Origin of the sequence: Rugosibacter aromaticivorans, from assembly GCF_000934545.1 — a bacterium.
GTDB lineage: Bacteria > Pseudomonadota > Gammaproteobacteria > Burkholderiales > Rhodocyclaceae > Rugosibacter > Rugosibacter aromaticivorans.
Window position 1 is genome coordinate 16,997 of the sequence record NZ_CP010554.1, and the last position, 23,360, is coordinate 40,356.

Consider the following 23,360-nt stretch of genomic DNA (forward strand, 5'->3'; position numbering starts at 1 on the left):
TTTATTTCCGGGAACACCACCTGCCTGATGTCCGCGATTGGTCATGCTCCGCCACCCTTTTTTAACCGGGGCCCGGCACCACTTGTGCGGCTGTTTTTTTTCGTCTCGATATCCATCATTCTCTTGATCGCGGACTTGCGCTTTCACACCCTGGAATGGACGCGCCTGACCATGGCGACTATCGTCTGGCCGATTCAACGCGCGGCTTGGTTGCCAATTCAGGCAGCAGGCAATATCGGGCGTTACTTTATACGACAGTCCGCTCTTCAAACAGAAAATGAATATTTGCAACAGCAGCGCATGAAGGCAGCCAAACTGTTGCTGCGACAACGTCATCTGGAAGACGAAAATCAGCGCCTGCGTGCTTTGCTCGATATGCGAATGCGCCAGCCAGTGAATGGGCAGATTGCCGAGATTATTTACGCAGCGCGCGACCCATTTTCGCGTCATGTCATTATCGACAAAGGTTTGCAGCAAGGCATACAGGCGGGCCAAGTCGTCGTGGATGAGCGTGGTGTCATAGGCCAAGTGGTTCGCAGTTTCCCGCGCACAGCGGAAGTGTCATTGTTGACCGATAAGCAACAAGCCATCCCTGTACAGGTGCAGCGTAACGGCTTGCGATCGATACTTTCTGGCACAGGGAATGGTCGCTTGGAGCTCCGCTTTTTGGCCAGCGATGCAGATGTTCAGGTTGGCGATATTTTGGTGACTTCTGGTCTCGATGGAATTTATCTGGCAGGCTTGCCCGTGGCTAAAGTGATCAGGATTAACCACGACAATGCCTATGTTTTCGCCCGCATTTTCTGTGACCCAATCGCGGGAATTGAGCATCATGGGCTTGTGCTGGTACTTGAATCGCGCACACCGTTGGCATTGCCGCAGACCGAGGTGCCCGCACCTGAAAAATCAAAACTTGGAAGAAAGGAGAAGGAGTAATGCAGCCAACACATTCCATGCGGCGAATTCTTTTGCCGGCCAAAAACTGGTTCATTGTGTCGACCTTATGTGCGGCGTTGCTTCTTAACATGATTCCTTTCGGTTACTTTCCTGGTATTCCTGATTGGGTAGCCCTGGTGTTAACTTTTTGGTGTTTGCACCAGCCTTTGAAGGTTGGCATGGGTGCCGGGTTTATTCTTGGGCTGTTTATGGATGTTGTCGATGCTAGTGTCATGGGGCAGCATGCGTTGGCATATGTGTTTCTCGCCTTCGCTGCCGCCGGGTTATCGCGGCGCGTGCTATGGTTTCCGTTGGCGCAGCAGGCACTGCATGTTCTGTTGCTACTCCTGGGTGAGCAGCTCATCATGCTATTCGCCCGTATGCTCGGTGGCGCTAACTTCCCTGGCTTTGGTTGGTTTTTTTCCAGCGTCATTGCCGCGCTTTTTTGGTACCCGCTGACTTACCTGCTGCTTGCGCCCCAGTTTCAGCCCCAAGAAAAAGATTTTGACCGGCCAATTTAACCTGCGATGGAAATCACTCAAGATGACAATGCGCTGGATCAATTCCATTCGCGCCTGGCCGTAGCTGGCGGCTTTGTTTTGCTCGGGTTCGTCTTGCTTTTGCTACGCTTTGTTTGGTTGCAAATTGTTCAATATGGGTATTACCAGACGCGCGCAGAAGACAATCGTATTTCTCTGGTACCCATTACACCTAGTCGTGGCCTGATCGTTGATCGGAATAATCTGCAACTGGCAAATAACTACTCGGCTTACACGCTGGAAATTACACCCGCTCAGATTGATAACCTCGAACGTGCTATTGATAATCTGGCCACCGTGATCGATATTCAGCCCAAAGACCGCAAGCGCTTTAAAAAATTGCTGGAAGAGAGCAAGGGTTTCGAATCGCTGCCTATTCGTTCGCGGTTGACGGATGAAGAGGTTGCAAAATTCATTGCCCGGCGCTATCGGTTTCCCGGCATGGATGTCAAGGCGCGGTTATTTCGACACTATCCTAAGGGGGCCTTTGCCTCTAGTACCCTGGGCTACATCGGACGCATCACGGATCGTGATCTGGAAAAAATCGAAGAAGCTGATCAAGAAGCCAATTATCGTGGCACTGATCACTTTGGTAAAACCGGTCTGGAGCAGCATTACGAATTTGAGCTGCATGGCGTCACGGGTTTTGAGCAAGTCGAAGTGGATGCTGGCGGGCACGCGGTACGTACGCTGGCGCGTACAGCGCCTGTGCCTGGCAACAATGTGACGCTCACCCTGGATGCTGAATTGCAACGTATTGCAGAGCAGGCTTTTGGCGATAGAAAAGGTGCGTTGGTCGCCATAGAGCCCTCAACCGGCGGTATTCTGGCGCTGGTTTCCATGCCAAACTACGACCCGAATTTGTTTGTCGACGGTATTGATACACAAAGCTGGAAAGTGCTGAATGAGTCACCCGATAAACCCATGGTGAATCGGGCGCTCAATGGAGCGTATCCGCCGGGGTCAACCTTCAAACCTTTCATGGCACTGGCTGCGCTCACGTATGGCAAACGCACACCAGAACAAACAATTTTCGACCCGGGCTATTACACGTTTGGCAACCATACTTTCCGCGATGATAAAAAGGGTGGCCACGGCACGGTAGATATGTATAGGTCCATCGTCGAATCGTGCGATACCTATTACTACATGCTGGCCAATGACTTGGGCATAGATAATATTGCACGCTTCATGGCCGAGTTCGGGTTCGGTAGCCGCACAGGTATTGATATCGAAGGAGAGTCGGAAGGTATTTTGCCCTCAACAGCCTGGAAGAAAAAACGCTTCAAAAACCCCGAACAAAAGAAATGGTATGCCGGTGAAACCATCTCCATCGGCATCGGTCAAGGCTACAACGCCTATACACCGATCCAGCTTGCGCAGGCGGTCGCGACGCTGGCCAACAATGGCATTATGTTTCGCCCGCATTTGGTCAAATTTATTACCGATAGCCGCACCGGCGCGCGCAAATTGATCGAACCGCAGCCATTGAAGAAAATCGACTTGAACCCTGAGCATATTGACGTCATCAAGCAGGCTATGGTCGGTGTCAACAAAGAAGGCACTGGCGCGCGCGCGTTTGCGGGTGCGGAATATGCGTCCGCAGGCAAGACCGGCACGGCCCAGGTTTTTTCGCTTAAAGGTGCAGATTACAAACATCATGCAATCAAGCAGATACTGCGCGACCATGCCTTGTTCATTGCCTTTGCGCCGGTAGATTCGCCTAAAATTGCGTTGGCTGTTCTCGTCGAAAATGGTGGCTTTGGCGCCCAGGCTGCCGCGCCAATTGCGCGTCAGATATTTGATTACTACCTTCTGGGCAAACGGCCACAAGCACCTGCGCCTGTGGATGAAGCCGCGGTCGAAAGAGACGACGAATGAAGCAAGTCTTTCATCTTAAGGTACGTGCCTGGTGGCAGCGATTGATCGCTCCGCTGGATTGGCCGCTGCTGGGCATCTGTGGATTGCTTTTATTACTCGCGGTGGGCGTCATGGGGAGCGCCTCACCTGAACGCATCGGCTCGCAATTGACGAATATGACACTGGCATTGGTCATCATGCGCTTTGTGGCCGGATTACCTCCTCAACGACTCGCCAGTGTGGCTGTGCCGGTTTACCTAATTGGCATTGGCTTGTTGATCGCAGTCGCCTTGTTCGGCGACATCTCCAAAGGCGCACGGCGTTGGCTGAATTTAGGGTTTATGCGTGTGCAGCCTTCCGAAATTATGAAAATTGCCATGCCGCTGTTGCTCGCCTGGTTTTTTCATCAGCGCACAACGCGTCTGCGGTTGTTTGACTTCTTTATCGCTGCTCTGCTGTTGTTGGTGCCTGTCGGATTGATCATGCGTCAACCGGATTTGGGCACGGCAGTGCTGGTTTTAGCTGCCGGCTTTTATGTGATTTTCTTTGCCGGGCTGTCATGGAAAATCCTTGCCGGTATGGCGCTCACCGCGCTGGCCGCAGCACCCGTGGCCTGGAGCTTTTTACACGACTATCAACGCAATCGCATCTTGACGCTGCTAGATCCGGAAAAAGATCCGCTCGGCAAAGGTTTTCACATTATTCAATCCACCATCGCAATCGGCTCAGGGGGAATTTTTGGCAAGGGCTGGCGAGAAGGCACGCAAGCGCAACTTGAATTCATACCCGAACACCATACCGATTTTATCTTTGCTGTGTTCGCTGAAGAATTTGGCTTGCTGGGCAACGTAGTACTCCTGACCCTGTATGGCTTTTTGATTGGTCGCGGGTTCATGATCGCGGCCCAAGCCACATCACTCTTTGGCCGTCTGCTAGCTGGGTCGATCACGATGATTTTTTTCACCTATGCCTTTGTCAATATCGGCATGGTCTCCGGTCTTTTGCCGGTGGTCGGTGTACCGCTACCGCTGGTGAGTTACGGTGGCACCTCGTTGGTGACGCTGTTTATCGGTATCGGCATATTGATGTCGATTCACAAAAACCGCATGTTGGTGCAGAAATGAACACCCGCCCCGCCCACCCCCACCTCGGATGGCGCCTCCGGCGCATGCCATCCAGGCTTGGGGAGCGGCGGCGCCCGGACTGCGCTGCTTCTGCGCTAATCGTTCTGCTTTCGCTGCTTCTCGCCGCCTGTGGTTCGCAACCACCTAGACTGGTGATTGATCACAGCGCAAGCCCCGCTCCCGCCGTATCACCAGCGCCGACTTTTAGGCCCGCAAGTCCGAAGGCACCCAGTGTTGTGACCAAGCAGGGGGGCGGCTATTACAAAGATGACGGCCCGGGAGATAACCCGCCTGAAAATATTGACGCTATCCCAGATGCCATACCGCGCGATGAACCTTTGCACCGCTTTGCCAACAAAGCATATTCGGTACTGGGAAAAGACTATGTGCCGCTTAACCAACGCACCGCTTACAAAGAAACCGGCATTGCCAGCTGGTATGGTCGTAAATTTCACGGTCAGAAAACCTCTAGCGGCGAACCTTACGATATGTACGGCATGACTGCCGCGCATCCCACGCTGCCAATTCCTTCGTATGTTCGAGTGACTAATCAGCGCAATGGAAAATCGGTGATTCTGCGCGTCAATGATCGCGGCCCGTTTCATGCTGATCGCGTGATTGATCTTTCCTGGACGGCGGCGTACAAACTGGGGTACCTGGAGCAAGGCAGCACCCAAGTCGAACTGGAAAGCATTCTGCCGAAACAGGCAACGGCGATCGCTATTTCAACGGTACCGAGGGGCGAACCGGTTACGCAACCGATAATCCGTAGCGCATCGTTGAACACCGCAGCCGCACCGCTGCCTGAAATGCATCGTACCCAGGGGTATTTCATCCAGATTGGCGCGTTTGGTAATCGTGATAATGCCGAAGCTCTACGGGCCCACATGGCGCGGGAGTTAGGCGCACTCGGTGACAAGCTGGTGATCGATACCGCGGGCGGTTTGTTCCGTGTTCAACTGGGTCCATGGGCAGATGCCGCCGCTGCCCAACAAGCAGGGAGTCAGGTGCGCGAAAGCTTTGGGATGAACGCTATCGCCGTGCAACGGTAACGAGGGGGCAAAATCCCCAAATCTAAAAATGTTGCTCTGCAACATATTGAAAAAGAGGGTGTTTTTTTTCGAAAATGCATAAAAACCCGGTGCAAGGTCTTGTCTTGAGGCGCCGGTGCGTGTTAACCTACGCCGGCCTGTTACCTGTCTTCTACAAGTGTGTGGCTTGAACATGTTTTTCTGTGGCATTTGCTATCGCTATTCGTCCTTATTAGTCATTTCATTATTAGTCATTTCATATATTAGTTGTCGCGATGCTCGGCCCGTGTCGAAAAAGTTGTAAAGGATGTAAAAAATATAAAACGAGAGGGAGTAGTTCGTCGCTTCTTGACCCTGCTGATATGAGAGCAGCTTGTTCAGTGCTCGCTGACCATCCGAATGAGTGCGGCCGTTGTTAAGTCCATTGCCTGTGAGCCGCCTGATTCGATTTTTTATTTGAATCATATTTATCAACCAAACAAACCGTCTATGAAAATCAAAACCTCTACGATTAGCTTGGCATGCGCTGCACTGCTTGCCGGCTTGAGTGGCTGCAGCGGCGAAGCGGATCTCACCGCAGTGCAAGCGGAGCGCGCCAAACCCATACAGCGCAGCGATATCATGCAGGCCATCGCAACCCATGGCACCCATGTCGCCGTGGGGACACAAAGCGGCGCGGTCATCACTTCTGCCGATTCAGGTAAAACCTGGGCGCGCCAGTCACTTGATAAACCCTTTTTGGCTTCTATCGTTGATATGGCGGCCTGCCCGGATGGCAGTTTTCTCGCCCTCGATTTTTATGGCCGTGTCTGGAGTAGTGATGTTGGCGGCCAAAAATGGGCTTCGCATAAACTCGAAGCTCCCCAAACTGGCTTGACCATTTCCTGTGACAAAGCTGGTGCCTGGTGGGTTGCGGGTACCTTTGCAACCATTGCTAAAAGTAGTGACCAGGGCAAAACTTGGCGTGTCATTGATAACCAGCAGGATGCACAAATTACCACCCTGCGCTGGGTTAATGAAAAACGTGCCGTTGCCATGGGCGAATTTGGCCTGGTACTGAGAACAGACGACGGCGGCGAAACCTGGCAGAAGCTGACCCCGGTATCCCCTGACTTTTACGCCTATGACGTGTTGTTTACTGACGAAAACACCGGCTGGGTTTCAGGTGTAGCTGGTCAGATGCGGCAAACCAAGGATGGCGGTAAAACCTGGGAGCTTAAAGACAGCAAAGCAGGGGCCCCGCTGTATCGCTTGTTCCTGCACAAAGGTACACCGTATGGCGTCGGTGCTCGTGGCACGGTAGCGCGTCTAGAGGGCGATACTTGGCAGCCGGTAACTTACCCCGATGCGATTCCTGTTTTCCTCGGTGGCGGTGCCACGCTTGAGGGCAGTGACAGCCTGCTCATTGGGGGCCCGGCCGGATTGCTGCGCCCTGTGCTAGCAAAACAATAATTAATCAATCAATAAAGCAATTAACCGGAGTCACCAAAGATTATGGTTACACGAGTATTCGTAGGTTTTCGCGATAAATTGACCCATTTCCTTCATCGCGGCGAGGATTGGCTGTTTGCCAACCCGAAAATTGTTCTTGCAATGGTTGGCATTATTACGGCAGCGTTTGCCTGGCAGGTGCCGAAATTGCAAATTTACAGTGACTTTAATGATCTGCTGCCGCAAAAGCACCCTTACATCCAAGTGTATAACCGGATGAAAGAGAACTTCGGTGGCGCTAATTCGGTCATCATGGCCATTGAAGTTGAAAAAGGTACCATCTTTAACGAACAAACGCTGGCCTTGATTCACAAGGCAACGCAAGGTGTCGATAATTTGCCTAGCGTTAATCACAACTTGGTTAGCTCACTTGCGCATCGCACGGTGCGTAAGGTTTCACTCTCACCAGAGGGTGGGTTTGTTTCAGAGCTTTACTACGATAGCCAGGAGCCAAAATACACACCAGAACGCCTGGCTAAATTACAGGCTGATATTCTGGCTGATCCGGCGGTGTATGGTCTTTTGGTTTCCCCTGACCTTAAAGCAGCGCTGATCCGCGGGCAGCTTAACGAAGGCAATGTCAATTATCCTAAGTTTTTCACCGAGCTGAAAGCTTTGCGCGATTCTTTAGCAAGCCCCGGGCACAAGATTTATGTCACGGGCAACCCGGTACTCACTGCCTGGGTGTACACCTACTTGCCCGAGATGGTTGCAATTCTCGCCTGGACGGCGGTTTTGCTGGCAACGCTGTTGATTCTTTACTATCGTCGTCTCTATGGTATTGCCCTGCCGCTATTGGGCATTGCGCTCTCTACGCTGTGGGGGTTGGGTTTCATGGCGGCGATGGGTATCAATCTCGAGCCCTTGAGTTTGCCGATTCCATTCTTGATTGCCGCTCGTGCCATGTCGCACGGCACCCAGCTCGTTTCGCGGTACTACGAAGAGCTTGATGTGCATAAAAATGCAGCCCTTTCCGCACGCAAAACTCTGGAAGCGCTGTTCCGCCCAGGTTCACTGGCGATTATTGTGGACGCCATCGGGATTACCGTACTGATGCTCGGTACTGCGCCGTTTAACACCAAGTTGGGTGCGGCGGCTGGCTTCTGGGGCTTCTCGGTTATTTTCACCGTGCATTTCATGATTCCGCTGGCTTTGAGCGTATTGCCGCAGCCTAAGAAAACCGCCAACGGTAATGTGGTTGTGCGCAAAGCGCTCGGCACCTTCATGCAGTACACCGGCGGAACTACCACCGGCGCACGTGTGATCCTGCTCGTTACCTTCCTGGGGATGGCGGCTTCTTATGCCTTTATCAGCCGCGTTCAGATTGGTGAATCCGAACCGGGATCGCCGCTGTTAGCGCGCAATCACGACTTTAACCTGTCAACCAAGGCGATTAACGAGCGCTTCCCTGGCTCAGAAGAACTCAATATCATCATCCGCACCGATGAGCCTGGCGGCATTAAAAAACCAGCCGTCATGGCAGCGATTGAACGCTTTCAGGCGCATATGATGAGCGATCCCTCGGTAGGCGGCACCAAGGCATTGCCGATGGTAGTGCGGGTCTTCAACCGCTTGACGCACAGTGATGACCCACGCTGGATGCAAACACCGTCAACCGCCGCAGAAAGTGGCGGCCTCATGTTTGCCTACATGGCCTCAAGCCCTATTCCCGGCGCATTAAAAGAGTTCATCACGCCGGAAGAGACTGAAGCTAACGTCGTCTTTTATTATAAAGATCACAAGGCCACCACCATCAGCCGTGCCACGGCCATGGCGCTCGAAGGCAAGAAGATGATCGAAGCCGAGGTGCCGGGTGTGCATGTAGAGCTTGCTGGCGGCATCATCGGGGTGAACGCAGCGGTTAACCAGGCGTTGCATCGCGATCATATGATCATCATCCCAACCGTGCTGCTGCTTTCTTTCTTGCTGGTTGCTGTGTATTACCAGTCGCTGCACGCTGGCTGGCTGATGATATTCCCCATGCTGTTTGCCACCGCCATGACCTACGCCTATATGGGCTGGAAAAATATTGGCATCAACGTGAATACGGTGCCAGTAATTACTGTGGGCGTTGGGGTGGGTATCGATTACGCGGTGTACTTCATGGATCGTATTCGTGAGGAATTCGCCCATTCACGCGATATTCATAAAGCCGTGATCAATGCAGTTGCCACCACCGGTTATGCGGTGAGCTTTACGGCCGCCACGCTCATTGCTGGCGTGATTCTGTGGATCTTCATGTCGCATCTGCGCTTTCAGTCAGATACAGCCATGTTGCTGTCGTTCATGCTAGTTGTGAATGCGGTAGCCGCCATGTTTATTGTGCCTGCTTGGTGTGTTGTATTTAAACCGCATTTTGTGACAGCCACCGAAGTGGATGGTGACGGTGTGATTCAAGAGAAGGTATAACACAGGCGCGTTTTCTGCCCACAGCTTTAACTGCGGGCAGAAAACTTAAATATAAAAAAAGCGGGTGTCATTTTTTCCGCAGGATTTAGCGGATTGAGGGAGGGAAGTTAAGCTATTCTTTTTAAGAAACAGTTTGATTTTTTTGTTTTTAAACGTTTTTAAACATTAAAGCAGTTGTTCATGCAACCGTCTGTCTGCTAAGCGCTCAGTTGCTTATCGATCATCCGATAAAGGGCATTTGGCACAGGCAGGCAGTTAAGTTAACCTTTGAAGGGGGAAAGCAATGCACAAGCAGAAACGGGGAAGTCTTCTCCGCCAAACAGCGACCATGCTGTCGTTATGCCTGGCCGCCGCCACGCTGGTTCCACCCGCACACGCGGAAGACAGCCTGCCCGCGCTGGGCGAAAGTTCCAGCCCGTGGAAGGTGGATGTTTTTTATGAAAATGCCACGTATTTCCGAGGAAAAGACAACACCGGCGACCGGGTCGGTCTTTCCAAGTTCCGCAATACCCTGCAAGCAGAAGCCGATAAGAAACTGTCCGATGGTTGGGCATTTCATGGCATCTTCAGGGGCACTTTTGATGGGGTGTATCGGTTAAACAAAGATGAATATGGCGAAAATGCAGGCGGTGCAGTGGCGTTGGAAAGCTCTGCTGCGCCACTGCTGGGCGCCCCTTCTTCAATGACGCCTTATGGTCAAGGGACTGTAAACAACGCGACAGCAGCAGGTTTACTGGGGCTGACAAACAACGTGTTTGGCTTTAACTCAACGACACCCGGTGTCATTGCCAACCCCGCAACACCACTTAATCCAGCGGCACTTATTCCTTTAGCCTATAGCCCGAATCAGGGTTTGCGCTTGATGTTTGACCGCTGGGCAACCAACCCCAATGGGGTCCAAGTGGCTGTGCCCGTTCGGCCGTGTAATGTCGATAGTCGCGGTTGCGTCGACTTTGGCGGCTATGGCGACAAAAAACAGAGCGAGCTGGAAGCGCCCGAGTTCAATAATAAGCTCGACTTCATTCGCGAGTTTTATGTCAAAAAAACCTATGACCTGGACGATGGCAAACAAGTGTTTGTGAAACTCGGTAAGCAGCAGGTGGTGTGGGGGCGTACCGACTTGTTCCGCGTGCTGGATGTCATCAATCCGGTCGACTTTTCGCGCAACAGCATCTATGACGAACTGCAAGACATCCGCATTCCAATGTGGATTTTGCAAGCGGAATATCGCATGGGTGCAAGCGATACCTTCCAGGATCGTAATATCTCGGTGGTGTGGAACTTTGATCAGTTCCGTCCGAATAACCTGGGTCAATGCGGCACACCCAATGTGGCGCTGGATGCCGGTTGTATCCTGCGTGGGTTCAAGACTCTGTGGGATTACGGTGGCACGGTCGGCAACTTTGCCAATGTCGTTCCGCCGACGCCCGGATTGCCGAGTGGCGCGGGCAATGGCGCCTTCTTGTCGACAGACTTTGGCCCGCACACCATTGGTATTCGCAATGTCGAGCTGCCCGACTGGTCGTTTAAAAACACCCAACTGGGTATTAAATGGGAAGGCGTCACTGCCAATGGCGTGAGCTTCTCGCTCAATGGACTGACGTATCGCTCACAATTGCCCAGCCTGCATATGTTTAACACCGGGGCAATCAATCCATTCACGGGCGCCATCGTTGACACATCCAACCTGATTGCGTTTGATCTGGTCTATCCCCGCGTCAGCTTGCTCGGTGGTTCGGCCGACTTCCAGATTCCGGAAGCCAGTCTGGCCGTGCGTCTGGAAGCGGCGCTGACCCATGGTGAAGAGTTTGGTAATTCGGCGCAGGCTTCGGGTTATTCCAAAAACCGCGTGTTCCGTTCGGTCATTGGTCTGGATCGACCGACCATGATTTCATGGATCAATGAAACCGAAGCCACACTGATTTCTGGTCAGCTCTTTTACCAGCATATTTTTGACCACGAGCTATATGATCGCCCCTATGGAAAAGTAGGCATGGGCGACTGGGCGAACAACTTCATTGGCACAATGCTTATCCGCGCCTCGCTGTGGAACGCGCGTCTGAACCCGCAAATCGTGTTGGCGCGTGACTTCAAAGCCCATGCGTTTGCGGTGGCACCGTCTGTCTCGTACCGTTATTCGGACAATCTGACAATGAGCGTTGGGGCGAATTTCAAATTCCTGGCGGACGACAAGCGGCTATATGTTGCCGACCAGCGGGATTCCGGCTCATTCCTGCCTTATGGTCAATACCCTGGCCAAACAGGCCCGGGTGCCTTTGGTCTCAGCGGTCTTGTGCCGGGCGGCGCTTTCCGTGCGGGCCCGATTGGTGCCGCATGGAGAGAAGACGAAATCCAATTCAACTTGAAATACAAGTTCTGATAGCCCATGAAAAGTCGGCGCTGGTGAGACGGCAAGCCATCGCGTAAAACCAGCCCGACAGTCACCTAAACGCTATTAAAACCATGAGTTCTTACACAAGAGAGGTTATGCAATGAAGATCAAAGCAAACACGCGCACATTAAAAATTGTGGCTGCCTGCGCTGCCGCATTGCTCGTCCAATCAGCGCATGCCATTACGGATGCCGAGCTGGACGAAGCGTTCTTCCCCTACAAAAAAGGCTTCCCGACTTTCCCGGGCCTTAAGCCTGGCATAGTCATTAACAAAGGCAATGTGGATCAGTTCAAAGAAATTTTGAGCCCGGCGCATTACAAATTGATCAAAGACGGCTGGTTTGAAATGCCCATCGGTGAAACCTTTGATATGCCGCTGCCCAAGCCATATATGGAAGCCACAAAACTATATACGGACAAGGTCAAGCTGGGCACAACGATTGAAGGTTTTGTCGCTGGACGCCCCTTCCCGCAGCAACCTTCAAAATCGGACCCGAGGGCGGGTGAAAAACTGGCCTGGAATTTTAAATATGCCTTGAACTGGGGTGATGGTGGAATTATCTATCCATTCTACTGGCAATATATCAATGCCAATACGGGCGCGATCGAGCGCACCATCAAGTTCCAGTTCAACTTCCTCAACTTCATGCACCGCACGTCTAACCCGCCGATTCCGAATATCACCCCGAACCCTTCGGCGCTGTATCGCGGCACCTATGTCAAGGTATTCGAGCCACTGGATCTGAAAAATACCCAATTGTTGCTGCAAGCCTATGAAGATGACACCAAGCGTACGGATGCTTATCTGTACCTGGGCTTCCAGCGTCGCGTACGCCGCTTGGCTACGGGTCAGACGACCGACTCGTTCCTGGGGTCTGATCTGATGATCGAGGACTTCGAAGGCTACAACGGCCGCGTATCTGATTACAAGTGGAAATTTATCGAAACCAAAAATGCGCTGATGCCGTATTACAAACATAACCAGATGAAGATGGATCCTAACTTCAAGGATCCGGATGGTTATGGCTATATCGGGGCGACCGGCAAGGGCAAATGCATGCCGGATGTGATCTGGCAGTTACGCAAGGTGCATGTGCTCGAAGGCCGGCCAATAGATACGGGCCACCCCATCAGCAAGCGCATTATTTATCTTGATGCGCAGATCATGACCCCGTCGATTTCAACCGTATATGATCGCAAGGGTGATGTCTGGAAAGCATTTACGATTGGCAAGGCGCACCCCGATTTCCATTTGCCGATCAACAAAGGGTCGGGTATTCCGCTGGATGATTCAGGCTCTATGATAGATTTGCAATCCAACCACTGCACCATGATTCGTTTCCGCGGTGAAATTGATCCGGCTAAAAACCCGGCAAGCATTTTCCAAGTGCAAAATCTGCGCGGCGGAGACTAATTTTAACGAAGTGCCACCCAACAAAACGGGAGCGCGAGCCCCCGTTTTTATTGTTGAACTTGCAGCAACCACAATAGCCAAAATGATGGAGTATCAAAGATGACGCAATTGACTCACGAAGAAGCGATTAAACGGGCGGAATATGTCGGTCAAGTCGCCGAAGCTGAATTGTTCGAAGCCGATCGCAAGGGCGGTTATTCTACCAAGCTCAAAGATGCCATTCATGAAACCCAGCTACACCGCTTGCTGCGCCCCAAGCGCTATGGTGGTTTTGGCATGACCCACCGGACATTATCGGAAGTCATCAGAACTGTCGCGCAGCACAGTGTTTCGGGTGCTTGGGTAACCTACTTCATGCCGCTGCACGAAACCTGGGTAGCGCTACTGCCTCCCAAGGGGCGTGAAGAAATTTATTCTGCTGATAAATTTGTTGCGGACATCTTTTTCCCCATTGGCAAGGTGGAATATGTTGAAGGCGGTGTACGCTTAAGCGGCCAGTGGAACTGGGGTAGCGGCATTGATTTTTGTGAATGGATTGGTCTGGGTGCCATTGTCGATGTGCCCGGTACCACAACTGGTCCACAACCGTGTCTGGTGACGATTAAAGTCTCCGAAGGCGAGATTATTCAAAACTGGGACACCTTTGGTCTGCGCGGCACAGGCAGTAAAGGCATTGCGGTCAAAGACGTGTTCGTACCCTGGTATCGGGTGCTACCCGTAGCCACTGCTAAAGGGAGTAACACCCCCGTCGGGGGCGAGTTTGATCCGGCAGAACCCGTATATCGCGTACCGTTCATGCCAGCTTTTGCCTTGGGCTTTAATTCGGTGTGCATTGGCGCCATGCAACGCCTGCAAAAAGAATTGCATAGCCGAATTCGCTCACGCCAGCGCGTGGTGCTGGGTGGCCAGGAGTGGGAGTCGCCTGTGGCGCAGCGTAATCTGGGCGAAGTCGTGACGCACATTGAACAAGCGGAAGCCTTGCACGAGCGGTATATCAAGCAGCTTGATGATTGGCGCATCGCGGGCACCACGTCAGCATCGCCGCTAGAAGAAAGTCGCATGGGGGCCTGGCGTTCTTCTATCGCTAAAACAGCCGCGCAGGTGGGGTTTCGTACATTGGAATTACTCGGTGGAGCCGCTACGTATAAAGGCGATATTGTTGAAGTGTTTGCGCGTGACTTGATGATGGTATCCATCCATGTCACCCAGCTCTATGAAGATCACATGATGTATTACGGCCGCACGCAATATGGCTTGAGTGGCCATCCGCTGGGTTGATCTTGATACATTAAAGCGTCACCCGAGCGGATCAGACACAGCGCGCATTGCACCCCGGCAGACAATATAATCCGGCTTTGTCTTTGAGCCGGTGATTCTGATATGCGCCACCTTGTTATTTTGTTTGCTTGTCTGCCGTGGATTGCTAGCCTGGCACAAACGCCAGCTGTTGCTGTGCCTGCGGTTCCTGTTCCCGTTCCCGTACCCGCCTTGAGCGCACGCGCGTGGGTATTGATGGATTACGCCAGCGGGCAAGTGCTCGCGGCGCATGATGCGGAACAGCGGCTTGAACCAGCTTCGTTGACCAAGATGATGACGACGTATCTGGTCGCCGAAGCGCTGGCGGATAGGCGACTTTCGTTGCAACAGCCGGTCACCGTTTCTGAGCGGGCCTGGCGTACGCAAGGTTCGCGCAGTTTTATCCCTGTTAATGGGCAGGTGCTGGTGGATGATCTGCTCAAGGGTATGGTGATTCAGTCGGGCAACGATGCCGCTGTCGCCTTGGCTGAGGCGGTTGGTGGTAGCGAGCCGGCCTTTGCCACCATGATGAATCGCACAGCGCAGCGGTTGGGTTTGAAAGATACCAACTTTCTTAATGCCAGCGGTTTTTTTGATGGCCCGCAGCCTACGCATTACTCCACCGCACATGATATGGCGCGGCTAGCCGCGGCGCTGGTGAGAGATCATCCCGAGATGCATCGCCTGCATGCCGTGAAAGAATATACCTATGCTGGCATCCGCCGGTACAACCGTAACCGTCTGCTGTGGGCCGATCCGACAGTCGATGGCCTGAAAACAGGTCATTCGAATGCGGCGGGTTATTGTTTGGTTGCCACCTCGTTGCGCCCGCCGCGACGGCTGATTTCAGTCGTGCTAGGCGCGCCTTCGGACGAGGCGCGTGCGCGTGATTCGCTCAATTTGCTGAACTGGGGCTACACTGCTTTTGAGGCGGTAAAGGTGTATGGCAAAGACCAAACTGTCTCGCAGTTTAAAGTGTTCAAGGGTGCCCAAAATACGGTCAAAGTGGGTGTCACTGAAGACCTGATTGTTTCTGTACCACGCGGGATGGCGGGCAAGCTCACCGCACGGCTGGACAGTCGGCAGCCTTTGCTTGGCCCAGTACACCTCGGTACTCCGGTGGGCACGCTGAAACTCATGCTGGGTGAGCAAACCTGGGGTGAGTATCCCGTAGTCGCGCTGGAAGAAGTTCCGCTGGCAGGTTTCTTTGGTCGGCTGTGGGACACCTTGGTACTCTGGTTCCGGTGAGTACTCAGCTGTACCTGAATGGTCAGTGGTTGGCGCCGGAAGATGCGCAGGTTTCGGTGATGGACCGGGGTTTTCTGTTCGGTGATGGTGTGTATGAAGTCATTCCCGTTTATTCGCGCCACCCGTTTCGTCTTGACCAGCATCTGGGCCGCCTCGGCCGCAGCCTCGATGCGATCCAGATAGGCAACCCGCACACCCAGGCAGAATGGACTGCATTGGTGAGCCACCTTGCTGCCACCGCTGAATGGGATGACCATTCTATTTACATTCAGGTGACACGCGGGCCGATGGCGGTGCGCAATCACGTCTTTCCAGCAGAGCCTGTGCTGACCGTGTTACTGCTCGCAGAACAGATGAATGCGCCCAGCACAGAGCAAGTCAGCGCGGGGGTGGCGGCAGTTTCTGCGGCGGACATTCGGTGGTTGCGTTGTGATATTAAGTCCACTTCACTCTTGGCGAATTGCCTGTTGCGCCAGCAGGCAGTGGCAGCGGGTTGTGCTGAGACGGTGTTGTTTCGTGATGGCTTTTTGACCGAAGGCGCCGCCGCTTCGATTTTTGTGGTGCGGAACGGCGTGTTGCTGGCGCCGATCAAAAACCATCTCACGTTGCCCGGCATTACCTATGACGTGGTGCTGGAGCTTGCCGCAGCAAACGGTTTGCCAGTTAGCGTGCGGGATATTACCGAAGCCGAGACGCGCACGGCGGATGAGTTATGGTTGGCTTCTTCCACGCGTGAAGTGCTGCCGATTGTTCAGCTTGATGGCGTAAAAGTTGGGCGGAAACGGGGTTGCGTGGAGCACTGCTCCGCGCCGCTGGAGCCCGCCGGCGATGCAACGCCGGCCGTGGAGGGCATGGCGACTGGCAACACATGGGCTGGTACCCCGGGGCCAGTGTTTGCGGCGATGTATGGTTGGTATCAAGAGTACAAAACGAGGGTGATGCGGCATGGATAAGCCCACATTGATCGATTTCCCCTGTGATTTTCCACTCAAGATCATGGGTGCGCACGCGGATGATTTTGCGCAGACCATCGCTTCTGTGGTGATCAAACATGCACCCGAATTTGACGCTGCCACGATGACGATGCGCCCTTCGCGCGCGGGCAACTATCTTGCGCTTACCTGTACCGTGCGCGCCACATCGCAAACCCAACTGGATGCGTTATATCTCGAACTCGGTGCGCATCCGATGGTCAAGGTAGTGTTGTGATTGTGCGCACTTTGGGCCGTGTGGCGTATGCACCCACATTCGCCGCCATGCAAGAATTCACCGCTACGCGCACCTCGGATACACCGGATGAAATCTGGCTGTGCGAACATCCGCCGGTATTCACCCAGGGACTGTCAGGCAAGGCTGAACATCTGTTACAAGACATTGGCATTCCGGTAGTGCAGATTGATCGTGGCGGACAGATCACCTATCATGGTCCTGGCCAAGTGGTGGCCTACCTGTTGTTCGATCTGCGTCGTCGGCAATTCAAAGTGCGTGAATTCGTGCAGCGTATCGAGCAGGCAGTGATCGAGGTGTTGGCTGGTTATGGCGTCAATGCCGCACGTTTGGCGGGTGCGCCTGGGGTGTATGTACAGGGGGCCAAGATTGCTGCCCTGGGTTTGCGGATTAAAGGCGGCTGCAGTTATCATGGCGTGGCGCTGAACGTGAATGTGGATTTGGTGCCCTATCAGGCAATCAACCCTTGCGGTTATGCGGGCATGCGGGTGACGCGCTTGTGTGATCTGGTCAAGACAGGCGATACTCTCACTATCACGCAGGTCGGCTCACAGCTGGCTCAAGCGTTGATGCAGCAATTGGAAAACTTGAAAACCCATGACTGTTAAACAAAAAGGCGAAGCTAAAACCGCTCGCATCCCGATCAAAATTATTCCGGTCGCCGCGCCGCTGAAAAAGCCCGACTGGATTCGCGTCAAGGCAGGTAATTCGGCGACACGCTTTGGCGAGATCAAACAGATTTTGCGTGAACATCAATTGCACACCGTGTGCGAAGAAGCCTCCTGCCCCAATATTGGTGAGTGCTTTGGCAATGGCACAGCCACCTTCATGATCCTCGGCGATTTATGCACACGGCGTTGCCCGTTTTGCGATGTCGGCCACGGCAAACCGCTACCGCCGGATATTGACGAGCCACTGAAACTCGCCCAGACCATCGCCGCGATGAAGTTGAATTATGTGGTGATCACCAGTGTCGACCGCGATGATTTGCGCGATGGCGGCGCGCAGCATTTTGTCGATTGCATCACACAGATTCGCACGCTGTCGCCACGCACCAAAATCGAAGTGCTGGTGCCGGATTTTCGTGGCCGGCTGGATTTAGCCATCGATATCCTCGGCACGCAGCCACCGGACATCATGAATCACAACATGGAAACTGTACCGCGCCTATACAAGCAGGCTCGCCCTGGCGCCGACTATGCGCATTCGTTGCGCCTGCTGCAGGAATTCAAACAACGCCACGCACATATCCCGTCTAAATCCGGCCTCATGGTGGGGTTGGGCGAGAGTGACGAAGAGATTCTCGCCACGATGCGCGACATGCGCGACCACGGTGTCGAGATGCTCACGCTCGGCCAATACCTCGCGCCTTCAGGCCATCACTTGCCCGTCATGCGCTATGTGCATCCCGATACCTTCGTCTTATTCGAGCAGGCCGCCACAGCCATGGGCTTTACCCATGCCGCCTGCGGGCCGATGGTGCGCTCTAGCTATCACGCCGACAGCCAAGCCCACGCTGCTGGCGCGATTTAAAAAGTCGGCGCTGGTGATACGGCGATTAATTGGCTAATACGCGGCAAATAAGTGGCAAATAAGCGGTGACTTTTCCTATGCATACGCTAAACGCCGCGCAACAAGCGGCTGTCACTCATGTCGATGGCCCGCTCTTGGTATTAGCCGGTGCGGGTTCAGGCAAGACGCGCGTCATCACGCAAAAAATTGCCTATCTCATCCGCGATTACGGCATTGCGCCATCGCACATCACAGCGATTACCTTCACCAACAAGGCCGCAAAAGAAATGCAGGCGCGCGCTCAAAGCCTGTTAGGCGAGCGAGCCAAAGGGGTGATGATCAGCACATTCCACGCGCTGGGCGTGCGTATTTTGCGGCAAGAGGCCAATGCGCTCGGGCTAAAACCGGGTTTTTCTATTCTCGATAGCTCGGACGCCACCGGATTATTGCAAGAGTTGTCGGGCGGTATTGATAAAGCGCAATTGCGTCTGTTGCAGTCACGTATTTCGTTATGGAAAAATGCACTCATCAATCCTGATGCCGCCATAGAGCTCGCCACGGACGGACTGGAAAGTAGCGCAGCGCAACTTTATGTCGATTATGAACGCGCCTTGCGGGCTTATCAGGCAGTTGATTTTGATGATCTGATTCGTCTGCCCGTCGCGCTATTCACCATGCAAGAAGAGGTGGCTGAGCGTTGGCGAAAGCGGCTATGGCATCTGCTCATTGATGAATATCAAGATACCAATCGCGGCCAATACCGGCTGGTGCAATTGCTCACCCAAGGGCGCGACGCATTCACGGCGGTGGGTGATGATGATCAGTCCATCTATGCCTGGCGCGGTGCCGATAGTGAAAATCTGCGCTTGTTAAAAGCGGATTATCCGCGCCTGAAAGTGGTGATGCTGGAACAAAATTATCGTTCGACATCGCGCATCCTCGGCGCTGCCAATCAGTTGATTGCCCATAACTCGAAGTTATTCGAAAAAAAACTGTGGTCAACGCATGGGCAGGGCGAAGCGATCCACATTCAAACTTGCCGTGATGGCGACCATGAAGCCGAATGGGTGGTGTCGCGCCTGTCTGCCCATCGCTTTGAGCGGCGTACCCAGTTTTCTGATTACGCCATTTTGTATCGTGGCAATTATCAGGCGCGCGTTTTTGAGCAGCAATTGCGCGCGCAACGTATTCCGTATGTAATTTCCGGCGGACAATCTTTCTTCGAGCGCGCCGAGATTAAAGACATCATTGCCTATTTGCGCCTGCTTACGAATCAGGATGACGATCCCGCGTTTATTCGTGCGGTGACAACCCCCAAGCGCGGCATTGGTGGCGCAACGCTGGAAGCGCTGGGCCTTACTGCCGGCAGACGACGGCAAAGCCTGTTTGCAACGTTGCTCTCACCAGCGCTGGGTGATGATCTGCCAGTGCGTCAACACACTGCGTTGCGTGAGTTTTCCGGGTTTATTCAGCGCATGGAACACCGTGCGAAAAACGAGCCTGCGGGCGCCCTGCTCACCGCAATTATCGACGCCATCGGGTATGAGACGTGGTTGTTTAGTGCATTCGACGTGCGTGACGCTGAAACCCGCTGGTCGAATGTGTGCGATTTTGTTCAGTGGATTGGACGCAAGGGCGAGGAAGAAAATAAAACCCTGCTTGAATTAGCGCAAAGTGTTGCCCTGTTATCCATGTTGGATAATGGCACGGAAGAAAGTAATGCCGTTCAGCTCGCCACGCTGCATGCCGTCAAAGGGCTTGAGTTTCGTCATGTGTTTCTTGCGGGTATTGAAGAAGGGTTATTACCGCATCGCGATTCACTCGACCCCGCGCGACTGGAAGAGGAGCGACGCCTGATGTATGTCGGTTTAACGCGTGCCCAGGCCAGCTTAACTATCAGCTGGTGCGAGCGCCGCAAACAGGGCAAGACATGGATGTTGCGCGAGCCCTCACGGTTTATCGCTGAGATGGGCGCTGTAGCGCTGACGGCAGCAGCACAGGGCTTGACGGTGCCTGATACAACCACAGCCATCGCCCGTGCTGCTGGGTTGCGTGCCATGCTAGCAGGAAAATAATCAAGGCCGCCTTGTGCGGCCTTGATTTGTCCAAATGCTGCTGGACGAATTGCTTGGTGAGCTATGTGAATTATTTCACAAGGCGAAATTACTTCGCCGCGGGTTCTTTCAGGCTACCACCCGATTTGTTTGCCATATAGACAATGGCACGCGCCAGTTCAGTTTCGTTGGCGTCCGAGCCGCCTTTGGGAGGCATGGCATTTTTACCACTCGTTGCTGACTTGAGTAACCCACTCAACCCAAGTTTCAAACGTGGCCCCCACGCTGCGTTGTCGCCAATCTTTGGCGCACCCGCCGCGCCTGTTGCATGGCAAGCGATACATGCGGCTTGATATAGTTGCTCGCCTGTGCGCTCGGCGTCCGTGCCGCCAGATGCTGTAGCAATACTCAGCTGGGCCACAGGCATAATGCGCTGACTAACAGCTTCTTCGTCAACCACTACTTGCTTGTGTGTGAGGTTGACCGCAGCGATAATGGCAATGACTACGATAGCTAATGTAGCCGCAAGAAGATAAATGAAGCCGCGAATCGTATCGTTTTCCATGGGTAAGCTTTCAAGAGTGATAGGTGCAATGTGCGAATTATAATGGATACTGCGCCTAACGATGGACGTCAACACGCGAACGCGCTATGCTTCGCCCCCTGCGCCTGTAGCTCAGATGGATAGAGTACTGCCCTCCGAAGGCAGGGGTCGCACGTTCGAATCGTGTCAGGCGCACCAATCACCATTAATAAAATACTTCTCTGGAACCGTAAGGTGCTAACGCAGGGTAATCGAGGATCGCGGTATCGATGCGCTCTCTTGCCCCGGCTTGAAAAAGAAGATCATGATTCTTTGTCTCGATGCAGGGAACACGCGATTTAAATGTGGCGTGCATGATGGCCAACGCTGGTGTATGCAGCAGGCGTTTGACTATGACGCATTGCCTGATCTGGCGAATTTACTTCCGGTCGTACCGAGGCACATGGTTGCCTGCAATGTGGCAGGTTCAGCTATCCAGCGAAAGATTGAAGATCTCGCATACCAGCTGGCGATCCCCCTGACTTGGCTGGAAAGTGCATCGGCTTGCTGTGGGGTGCGTAATGGCTATGATCATCCCACCCAGCTTGGCGCTGACCGTTGGGCAGGGCTGATTGCTGCCCGGGCGCTATCTGCCGAAGCGGCAATCGTGGTGTTGGCAGGTACAGCTACAACCATTGATTTGCTCGATGCAGAGGGTGTGTTTCGTGGAGGGCTCATTCTGCCGGGCTTGACGCTGATGCGCCGAACGTTAGCACGTAATACCTCTGGATTGGCAGATGTAAGTGGTCACTTTAATATGTTACCCACAAATACAAACGATGCGATTGCTAGCGGGGCACTCTATGCCACGCTGGGGGCGATTGAGAGGATGCGGGTCACTCAAGGCGCTACTAAGTGCCTTTTATCGGGGGGTGCTGCGGCTGATTTGTTGCCCCACCTCGCCGCGCCAATACACCCAATCAACTATCTGGTTCTGGAAGGCTTGCTGCAAGTAGCCAAAGCGTCGGCGCTGGATTGACGCTTTTCCAGATTTAAAAAGCAACCAAGAAGAAAAATTGTGAACATGGTTTACATTTTAAATGAGAATGGTTATTATTTAAACATGTGCTAATCATCCAAGGAGGCTGCTGTGGTTTTTTATCGATTGATGTTACTTGTAGGGATGCTTTTCCCCATCACTGTATTGGCGGCGGATAGTGAGATTGTTTTGACAATTCGTGAGCACCGTTTTGAGCCAAGTGAGCTAAAGGTCATTGCGAACCAGAAAATTCGGTTAATCGTTAAAAACCTGGATGCCACGCCAGAAGAATTTGAAAGCCACGAGCTAAACCGCGAAAAAGTTATTTCGGGCAAGGGGCAGGCCACTATTTATATCGGCCCCCTTAAGCCAGGCCGCTATCCGTTTATGGGCGAATTCAATCAAAAAACGGCGCAAGGCGTCGTGGTTGCGGAGTAATCATGTTTGGCACAGGCATTATTGTTTTTCGTGAAACGCTCGAGGCGGCAATGATTATTGGCATTCTCGCGGCGGCAACGGTTGGTATTGCAGGCCGCAGCCGTATGCTGCTTGGAGGCATTGCGGCTGGCGTGGCGGGGGCTATTGTGGTGGCTTTGCTGACGGGTCGAATTGCTGAAATGGCCGGCGGCACAGGACAAGATCTGATGAATGCGAGCATTCTCGGTTTTGCCGTACTGATGCTGGCGTGGCATAACATTTGGATGTCACGGCACGGGGCTGCGTTAGCACAAGAGGCTCGGCGGGTAGGGCATGCCGTGCGGGGCGGCGAAAAAACACTGTTAACCCTTTTTGTTGTTATTGCTTTGGCTGTATTGCGCGAAGGGTCAGAAACAGTACTTTTCGTCTATGGCTCGATGGCTGGCAGCGAAACCAGTGCGCTGCAAGTCTTGACCAGCGGCAGTCTGGGCCTTGGCGCAGGAGCGCTTGCGGGGTTTCTACTTTATGCAGGTTTCTTACGTATTCCCTTACGCTGGTTTTTTGCAGCCACAAGCGGTCTGATTCTTTTATTAGCTGCTGCGATGGCGAGTCAAATGGCGCGCTTTCTGGTGCAAAGCGATGTGTTACCAGATTTTGGTAACCCGTTGTGGGATACCACTGGCCTGTTATCGAACACATCTCCCGCAGGCGTCTTGCTACATGCGCTGATGGGTTACGATGCGACGCCTTCGGGCTTGCAGGTTGTTTTCTATGTGACGACGTTAATCGTTATTTTGTTCGCCATGTGGATGTTGCGGTACCGCAAAGACACAATTTCAAGGTTTTAA

Annotated in this window: 20 protein-coding genes and 1 tRNA gene; 20 read left to right on the forward strand and 1 reads right to left on the reverse strand. The window is 53.2% G+C overall.

The genetic code is table 11. The features are described 5' to 3' along the window. Window positions 1-27 precede the first annotated feature (27 nt). The 16 genes from mreC (at window position 28) to PG1C_RS00170 (ending at window position 20,554) form a co-directional block, all read left to right on the forward strand. Window positions 28-936 (forward strand): rod shape-determining protein MreC, encoded by a 909-nt coding sequence (mreC, locus tag PG1C_RS00095; protein WP_202635436.1) that lies wholly within the window; start codon window positions 28-30, stop codon window positions 934-936. Continuing rightward, window positions 936-1,457 (forward strand): rod shape-determining protein MreD, encoded by a 522-nt coding sequence (gene mreD / locus PG1C_RS00100; RefSeq protein ID WP_202635437.1) that lies wholly within the window; start codon window positions 936-938, stop codon window positions 1,455-1,457. Before mreC ends, mreD begins: the two co-directional genes overlap by 1 nt. A 6-nt stretch (window positions 1,458-1,463) precedes the next feature. Continuing rightward, window positions 1,464-3,356, forward strand: coding sequence for a penicillin-binding protein 2 (gene mrdA, locus PG1C_RS00105; RefSeq protein WP_202635438.1), 1,893 nt, complete (start codon window positions 1,464-1,466; stop codon window positions 3,354-3,356). Further along, window positions 3,353-4,459, forward strand: coding sequence for a rod shape-determining protein RodA (gene rodA / locus PG1C_RS00110; RefSeq protein ID WP_202635439.1), 1,107 nt, complete (start codon window positions 3,353-3,355; stop codon window positions 4,457-4,459). Before mrdA ends, rodA begins: the two co-directional genes overlap by 4 nt. A 236-nt stretch (window positions 4,460-4,695) precedes the next feature. Further along, window positions 4,696-5,511 (forward strand): septal ring lytic transglycosylase RlpA family protein, encoded by an 816-nt coding sequence (locus PG1C_RS00115; RefSeq protein WP_237218230.1) that lies wholly within the window; start codon window positions 4,696-4,698, stop codon window positions 5,509-5,511. 468 nt (window positions 5,512-5,979) lie between these two features. Next, window positions 5,980-6,942: a WD40/YVTN/BNR-like repeat-containing protein gene (locus PG1C_RS00120; protein ID WP_202635441.1), complete on the forward strand. Its 963-nt coding sequence runs from the start codon at window positions 5,980-5,982 to the stop codon at window positions 6,940-6,942. 42 nt (window positions 6,943-6,984) lie between these two features. Beyond that, window positions 6,985-9,390 (forward strand): efflux RND transporter permease subunit, encoded by a 2,406-nt coding sequence (locus tag PG1C_RS00125; protein ID WP_202635442.1) that lies wholly within the window; start codon window positions 6,985-6,987, stop codon window positions 9,388-9,390. Between the two features lie 283 nt (window positions 9,391-9,673). Then, the gene (locus PG1C_RS00130; protein WP_237218231.1) at window positions 9,674-11,770 is read left to right on the forward strand and encodes a DUF1302 domain-containing protein; all 2,097 of its coding nucleotides are present in this window, start codon (window positions 9,674-9,676) and stop codon (window positions 11,768-11,770) included. Between the two features lie 112 nt (window positions 11,771-11,882). Beyond that, window positions 11,883-13,196 carry a DUF1329 domain-containing protein gene (locus PG1C_RS00135; RefSeq protein WP_202635443.1) on the forward strand — a complete coding sequence of 438 codons (1,314 nt, stop codon included), beginning with the start codon at window positions 11,883-11,885 and terminating at the stop codon, window positions 13,194-13,196. Between the two features lie 99 nt (window positions 13,197-13,295). Further along, window positions 13,296-14,474 carry an acyl-CoA dehydrogenase family protein gene (locus PG1C_RS00140; protein WP_202635444.1) on the forward strand — a complete coding sequence of 393 codons (1,179 nt, stop codon included), beginning with the start codon at window positions 13,296-13,298 and terminating at the stop codon, window positions 14,472-14,474. Between the two features lie 102 nt (window positions 14,475-14,576). Further along, complete coding sequence (locus tag PG1C_RS00145; RefSeq protein ID WP_202635445.1) at window positions 14,577-15,740, forward strand: D-alanyl-D-alanine carboxypeptidase family protein; 1,164 nt, start codon at window positions 14,577-14,579, stop codon at window positions 15,738-15,740. After that, window positions 15,737-16,693 carry an aminotransferase class IV gene (locus PG1C_RS00150; protein WP_284431772.1) on the forward strand — a complete coding sequence of 319 codons (957 nt, stop codon included), beginning with the start codon at window positions 15,737-15,739 and terminating at the stop codon, window positions 16,691-16,693. Before PG1C_RS00145 ends, PG1C_RS00150 begins: the two co-directional genes overlap by 4 nt. Next, window positions 16,686-16,949: a YbeD family protein gene (locus PG1C_RS00155; protein WP_202635446.1), complete on the forward strand. Its 264-nt coding sequence runs from the start codon at window positions 16,686-16,688 to the stop codon at window positions 16,947-16,949. The genes PG1C_RS00150 and PG1C_RS00155 overlap by 8 nt, the downstream gene beginning before the upstream one ends. A gap of 47 nt (window positions 16,950-16,996) precedes the next feature. Further along, complete coding sequence (gene lipB, locus PG1C_RS00160; protein WP_284431832.1) at window positions 16,997-17,575, forward strand: lipoyl(octanoyl) transferase LipB; 579 nt, start codon at window positions 16,997-16,999, stop codon at window positions 17,573-17,575. Next, window positions 17,565-18,500 carry a lipoyl synthase gene (gene lipA, locus PG1C_RS00165; protein WP_202635448.1) on the forward strand — a complete coding sequence of 312 codons (936 nt, stop codon included), beginning with the start codon at window positions 17,565-17,567 and terminating at the stop codon, window positions 18,498-18,500. Before lipB ends, lipA begins: the two co-directional genes overlap by 11 nt. A gap of 77 nt (window positions 18,501-18,577) precedes the next feature. Then, window positions 18,578-20,554 (forward strand): UvrD-helicase domain-containing protein, encoded by a 1,977-nt coding sequence (locus tag PG1C_RS00170; protein WP_202635449.1) that lies wholly within the window; start codon window positions 18,578-18,580, stop codon window positions 20,552-20,554. A gap of 88 nt (window positions 20,555-20,642) precedes the next feature. Here PG1C_RS00170 and PG1C_RS00175 read toward each other — a convergent pair whose 3' ends face one another. After that, the gene (locus PG1C_RS00175) at window positions 20,643-21,098 is read right to left on the reverse strand and encodes a c-type cytochrome (protein ID WP_202635450.1); all 456 of its coding nucleotides are present in this window, start codon (window positions 21,096-21,098) and stop codon (window positions 20,643-20,645) included. Between the two features lie 100 nt (window positions 21,099-21,198). Between PG1C_RS00175 and PG1C_RS00180 the strand changes: the two genes are divergently transcribed. The 4 genes from PG1C_RS00180 to PG1C_RS00195 all read left to right on the forward strand — a co-directional run bounded on the left by PG1C_RS00180 (window position 21,199) and on the right by PG1C_RS00195 (window position 23,360). After that, window positions 21,199-21,275, forward strand: a tRNA-Arg gene (locus tag PG1C_RS00180). 106 nt (window positions 21,276-21,381) lie between these two features. Further along, a complete protein-coding gene (locus PG1C_RS00185) occupies window positions 21,382-22,095 on the forward strand; it encodes a type III pantothenate kinase (protein WP_202635451.1) in 714 nt (237 codons plus the stop codon). A 111-nt stretch (window positions 22,096-22,206) separates the two neighbouring features. After that, on the forward strand, window positions 22,207-22,533 hold the full coding sequence (locus PG1C_RS00190) for a cupredoxin domain-containing protein (RefSeq protein WP_237218232.1): 327 nt from the start codon (window positions 22,207-22,209) through the stop codon (window positions 22,531-22,533). Between the two features lie 2 nt (window positions 22,534-22,535). Continuing rightward, window positions 22,536-23,360, forward strand: coding sequence for an FTR1 family iron permease (locus tag PG1C_RS00195; protein WP_202635452.1), 825 nt, complete (start codon window positions 22,536-22,538; stop codon window positions 23,358-23,360).

Coding starts and splice junctions, on each gene's coding strand:
- mreC (WP_202635436.1), top strand. CDS start 28: ATGTCCGCGATTGGTCATGCTCCGCCACCCTTTTTTAACCGGGGCCCG.
- mreD (WP_202635437.1), top strand. CDS start 936: ATGCAGCCAACACATTCCATGCGGCGAATTCTTTTGCCGGCCAAAAAC.
- mrdA (WP_202635438.1), top strand. CDS start 1,464: ATGGAAATCACTCAAGATGACAATGCGCTGGATCAATTCCATTCGCGC.
- rodA (WP_202635439.1), top strand. CDS start 3,353: ATGAAGCAAGTCTTTCATCTTAAGGTACGTGCCTGGTGGCAGCGATTG.
- PG1C_RS00120 (WP_202635441.1), top strand. CDS start 5,980: ATGAAAATCAAAACCTCTACGATTAGCTTGGCATGCGCTGCACTGCTT.
- PG1C_RS00125 (WP_202635442.1), top strand. CDS start 6,985: ATGGTTACACGAGTATTCGTAGGTTTTCGCGATAAATTGACCCATTTC.
- PG1C_RS00130 (WP_237218231.1), top strand. CDS start 9,674: ATGCACAAGCAGAAACGGGGAAGTCTTCTCCGCCAAACAGCGACCATG.
- PG1C_RS00135 (WP_202635443.1), top strand. CDS start 11,883: ATGAAGATCAAAGCAAACACGCGCACATTAAAAATTGTGGCTGCCTGC.
- PG1C_RS00140 (WP_202635444.1), top strand. CDS start 13,296: ATGACGCAATTGACTCACGAAGAAGCGATTAAACGGGCGGAATATGTC.
- PG1C_RS00145 (WP_202635445.1), top strand. CDS start 14,577: ATGCGCCACCTTGTTATTTTGTTTGCTTGTCTGCCGTGGATTGCTAGC.
- PG1C_RS00155 (WP_202635446.1), top strand. CDS start 16,686: ATGGATAAGCCCACATTGATCGATTTCCCCTGTGATTTTCCACTCAAG.
- lipB (WP_284431832.1), top strand. CDS start 16,997: ATGCAAGAATTCACCGCTACGCGCACCTCGGATACACCGGATGAAATC.
- lipA (WP_202635448.1), top strand. CDS start 17,565: ATGACTGTTAAACAAAAAGGCGAAGCTAAAACCGCTCGCATCCCGATC.
- PG1C_RS00170 (WP_202635449.1), top strand. CDS start 18,578: ATGCATACGCTAAACGCCGCGCAACAAGCGGCTGTCACTCATGTCGAT.
- PG1C_RS00175 (WP_202635450.1), bottom strand. CDS start 21,098: ATGGAAAACGATACGATTCGCGGCTTCATTTATCTTCTTGCGGCTACA.
- PG1C_RS00185 (WP_202635451.1), top strand. CDS start 21,382: ATGATTCTTTGTCTCGATGCAGGGAACACGCGATTTAAATGTGGCGTG.
- PG1C_RS00195 (WP_202635452.1), top strand. CDS start 22,536: ATGTTTGGCACAGGCATTATTGTTTTTCGTGAAACGCTCGAGGCGGCA.